Here is a 4,410-nt window from a genome sequence, read left to right on the forward strand (position 1 = left end):
CCGCAGGCTGCGCCGCGCGGCTTGGCAAGACAGCCAGTCTTCCCGGCGCCACGCGACACACCCTGCGGGCCTTCCAGACATCATGACGACGGCGATACTTAATTCAGTGTTGCCTTAAGCAAGTTACGGGCCTTGCCGCCAGCATCTTCCCACGGATGACCCAAGGTCACATTTATGGCGGCACAACCGTTGCATATTGCTCGGGGTTTAGCCCGCAGCAAAGTCCGCACTGAAATATCGCCGCAGCTAAGTTGGATCTAACAGGGAGGGGAACCCATGTCGTTACCGCAAGCGATGGAAAACGCCCGCGCCGTACTGGCCGAGGCGGATGCAAAGCTGGAAAAGCTTCGCCATATCGAGCCTTATCTGATCGACGTGTCGTTGCGCGAAAACCCGGTAGGCTCCAACCTTGGACAAACCAGGCACGACAAACTGCACATCCTGCCGAAGCTGCGCGAATTCGGCTTCAAGAATATTTCGCTCGGCACCCTCGACTATGACCTGCCGGACGAACCGGAAGTCGACGATGACTTCATGCTGGAGCTGCGGGCTGCCGGCGCGGACATGACCGGGTGCTTCGCCTTCACTGCGCTAGGCACCCGAACGAGCGACGGCAGGTTCGTGCCCAGCCCTTCGCAGGAGAAACTGCAGCGCTATGGCGTGCCAAACACGGTGCACGAGATCTACCTGAGCGCCGATGGCATGTCGCGCTACGGGAAATACAGCTTCGAGGAACTGTGTAAGCGTCTTCCCGCCAGCATTCGCTGGCTGTACGACAACATTCGCGGCGATCACGGCGGCAGACCACGTATCTTCATCAACATCGCGGACGGCTGCGATGCATTTGCCGGCAACCTGGAAGACACTTGCAAGGTGCTCGCTCTGCTTGCCGGGCAGCCGATCGAAGGCGTCACCATCGAAGACGACCGGGGCACGTTCCTGCCCTTTCAAGTGGGTGCCTATGTGAAGGTGATCCGCAGTTTCCTGCCGCCGCCGTTCAAGATCCTGGTACATATCCATGGCGGCGCCGGCTTCGAGAATGCATCGGTGGTGGAAGCCTTGCTCAACGGCGCAGACGGTATCTGGGGCGGGCTGCCCAAGCGCGCAGCCATCATAGGTCACGCATCGATCGGCGAACTGCTGGCCAATCTGGCGCGGGTAAACAATCCGCATGTGCAGCAGTACCGCATGGAACAGTTGCTGCCGCTGGCGACCTACCTGCAAGAGCTGGACGACCTGGTCCCGGTACCGGACGATCTGCCAATACTCGGCCGCAATGCCTATCGCCTCACCGTGACCGCCTTCGAACAGCGCGCACTCCGTTTCATGGACCTCGCGCCGGAAGCCATCGGCGGCCAATACGGCTATCGCGTGTGCGCAGTGATCAGCGATGGGCCGGTCATCGCTCGTCGTCTCGCAGAAGTCACGGGACGTCCGCTTACGGATTTTCCGCAAGCCATCACCACCCAAATGATCTGCCTGATGCGCCGCGATCTGCGCGCCGGCAAACGCATCGACTACGATCAGCCGCCTGCGCTTTTGCAGTTATACGAGCGCGCCAAAGAAGCATTCCCGGACGGTATCGCAGCAGATGTCCTCACCGATTCATCCATGGAGCGACAGCCGTGAGTGCGATTGAAAGTCGAGTGGAATTCGAGCACACCACCTATAAAACCTTACTGGAATCCACACGCGCGATTCCGTGGAAGATCGATTGGGAAACCATGCACTTCACCTATATCGGCCCGCAGATCGAAGAACTGCTGGGCTGGGGGCCCGAAAGCTGGATATCGGCACAGGACTGGGCCGACCGCATCCATGCGGAAGACCGCGATTGGGCAGTAAATTTCTGTATCTCCCAGTCCAAGGCCGGCGTGGACCATGAAGCGGATTACCGCGCGCTGAAGAAAAATGGTGACTACGTATGGATTCGCGATGTGGTGCACGTGGTGCGCCGCGATGACGGCACGGTCGAATCGCTGATTGGCTTCATGTTCGACATCAGCGAACGCAAGCGCACCGAGGAACAGCTTGCCGCCTTGCGCCGCGAATTGGAGGAGCTTTCCTTCAAGGACAGCCTGACCGGTATCGCCAACCGCCGCCGCTTCGACGTGATGATGGAAAGCGAATGGGCCAACGCCTGCCGCAACAAGCAGCCGCTGTCGCTGCTCTTGCTGGATATCGACTTCTTCAAGCAATACAACGATCGCTACGGCCACCTGGATGGCGACCAATGCTTGAAGCGCGTCGCCAGGCTGATCACCCTGGCCGCCGACCGTCCGCGTGATTTCGCCGCACGCTTCGGCGGCGAGGAATTCGTGGTGGTGCTGCCCGATACCAACGAAAGCGAAGCGTACAAGATCGCATCCCGCTGCCGTGACCTGATCGCCAGCGAACACATCCAGCATGAAGGTTCCGAGATCGGCAAATACGTCACTGTCAGCATCGGGCTTGGCACCATGGTTCCCGAATGCGCAGACGAGGCCAGTGCGTTCATCAAGCTGGTGGACCGTCGCTTGTACCAGGCCAAGCGACGTGGGCGAAACACCATCGTCAACGATTGACGGCCCTGGGTCGTCGCTAAGCGATGAGCCAGGTTTTTACCGCGGCCTGCATCAAACCGCAGCCGCGATGAACTCGCGCAGCCATTGGTGCGCCGGATCGCGATGCACGCGTTCGTGCCAGAGCATCGACATCTCGTAGCCGGGCACTTCGACGGGCGCATCCATCACTTTCAATTGGCGGCTGCCGCGCACCAGGCGCGCCGGCAGCATCGCGACGAGATCGCTATGGGCCAGGACCTCGCGCACGAACAGGAAATGCGGCACGGATAGAACAACCTTGCGCGCCATGCCCGCTCTGGCCAGCGCTTCGTCCGTTACGCCGACAAAACCGCCGCCATCCGGCGACACCATCACATGCTCCAACTGGCAGAACTGCTTTGGCGTGGGACGTCGGCGCAAGCGCGGATGATTGGCCCTACCCACAAGCACGTAGCGCTCCTTGAACAGGGTGCGACGCCGCAAGCCCGGCGGCGAACCTTCGGTAGTGTGGAAAGCCAGGTCGATGTCGCCCTGCTCCGCCTGCCTGGCAATGCGCGTGGGCACCATTTCGACCACCGCCAGCCGTGTCGCCGGGGCGGCTGTGCGCAAGCCGCCCAGCACTGGCAACACAATGGTGGATTCGGCGTAGTCGGTGGCAGCCACACGCCAGGTTTGGGTTGCTTCGGCGGGATTGAAGGGTTGGGCCGGAGAAAGCGCCCCGTTCAATGCCTGCAATGCCTGGCGCAGCGGTTCCCGCAACGCCTCCGCACGCGCTGTCGGCCGCATGCCGCGCGGCCCCGGCAGCAGCAACGGATCGCCGAAGAAATCGCGCAGCTTGGCCAGTTGAATACTCACCGCGGGCTGCGAGAAGTTCAGCCGCGCCGCCGCACGGGTGACGTTGCGCTCGGCCAGCAGCGCATCGAGGGTGACCAGCAAGTTGAGATCCAGGCGCCGCAGATTACTCATGGCAATACCAGGAATGTTGGAAATTAATTTCCAATATACCTGATGCCTTTCTAAGCTGCGGGCATTCCGAACATGAAGGTCCCACCATGAATGTATTGATGGTCTACGCCCATCCCGAACCCAAATCCCTCAATGGTGCGCTAAAGGATTTTGCGGTGAAGCGTCTGGAGGCCGCCGGACACGCGGTGCAGGTTTCCGACCTGTACGCCATGCGCTGGAAAGCGGCGCTGGATGAACACGACAGCCTGGACGGCAAGCGCGGCAACCGCTTCGAGCCTTCCGCCGATTCCAAGCACGCCTACGAAAACGGGCGCCAGAGCGAAGACATCGCACGCGAACAGGCCAAGCTGCGCTGGGCCGATGCCGTGATCCTGCAGTTTCCGCTGTGGTGGTTTTCGATGCCGGCTATCATGAAAGGCTGGGTCGAACGCGTGTATGCCTATGGCTTTGCATATGGCGTCGGCGAGCACTCCGACCGGCACTGGGGCGATCGCTACGGCGAAGGTTCGATGACCGGCAAGCGAGCGATGCTGGTTGTTACCACCGGCGGCTGGGAATCGCACTACAGCCCGCGCGGCATCAACGGCGCCATCGACGACATCCTCTTTCCCATCCAGCACGGCATCCTGTATTACCCGGGTTTCGATGTTTTGCCACCGTACGTGATCTATCGAACCGGCAAGATGGACGAGGCGCGCTTCGCGCATGCCCGCGACGCCCTGGGCGAGCGCCTGGACAACCTCTGGCGCACCGCGCCGCTACCGTTTCGCAAGCAGAACGGCGGCGACTACGACATCCCCGCGCTTACGCTGCGCGCGGAGCTTGCTCCGGGGCAAACGGGACTGGGCATACATATGGCAAGCGGTGAGCAGCCGCGAGATACGGTGATCGTGGATCAGCG

Annotated in this window: 4 protein-coding genes; 3 read left to right on the forward strand and 1 reads right to left on the reverse strand. The window is 61.2% G+C overall.

The features are described 5' to 3' along the window. Positions 1–276 precede the first annotated feature (276 nt). The gene (locus VMA74_RS08625) at positions 277–1,629 is read left to right on the forward strand and encodes a homocitrate synthase (RefSeq protein WP_325366230.1); all 1,353 of its coding nucleotides are present in this window, start codon (positions 277–279) and stop codon (positions 1,627–1,629) included. Then, complete coding sequence (locus VMA74_RS08630) at positions 1,626–2,564, forward strand: sensor domain-containing diguanylate cyclase (RefSeq protein WP_325366231.1); 939 nt, start codon at positions 1,626–1,628, stop codon at positions 2,562–2,564. The genes VMA74_RS08625 and VMA74_RS08630 overlap by 4 nt, the downstream gene beginning before the upstream one ends. Before the next feature lie 51 nt (positions 2,565–2,615). Here the strand turns inward: VMA74_RS08630 and VMA74_RS08635 are convergent, their stop codons facing one another. Next, on the reverse strand, positions 2,616–3,509 hold the full coding sequence (locus VMA74_RS08635; RefSeq protein WP_325366232.1) for a LysR family transcriptional regulator: 894 nt from the start codon (positions 3,507–3,509) through the stop codon (positions 2,616–2,618). Positions 3,510–3,595: 86 nt separating this feature from the next. On the opposite strand from VMA74_RS08635, the gene VMA74_RS08640 reads away from it, so the two are divergent. After that, positions 3,596–4,410: NAD(P)H-dependent oxidoreductase (locus VMA74_RS08640; RefSeq protein ID WP_325366233.1), on the forward strand; the 815-nt coding region annotated here is incomplete at its 3' end.

It is taken from the genome of Dyella sp., assembly GCF_035508675.1.
GTDB lineage: Bacteria > Pseudomonadota > Gammaproteobacteria > Xanthomonadales > Rhodanobacteraceae > Dyella_B.

What these genes read in the sequence shown, in the direction of transcription:
- VMA74_RS08625 (WP_325366230.1), top strand. Translation starts at nt 277, where the DNA reads ATGTCGTTACCGCAAGCGATGGAAAACGCCCGCGCCGTACTGGCCGAG.
- VMA74_RS08635 (WP_325366232.1), bottom strand. Translation starts at nt 3,509, where the DNA reads ATGAGTAATCTGCGGCGCCTGGATCTCAACTTGCTGGTCACCCTCGAT.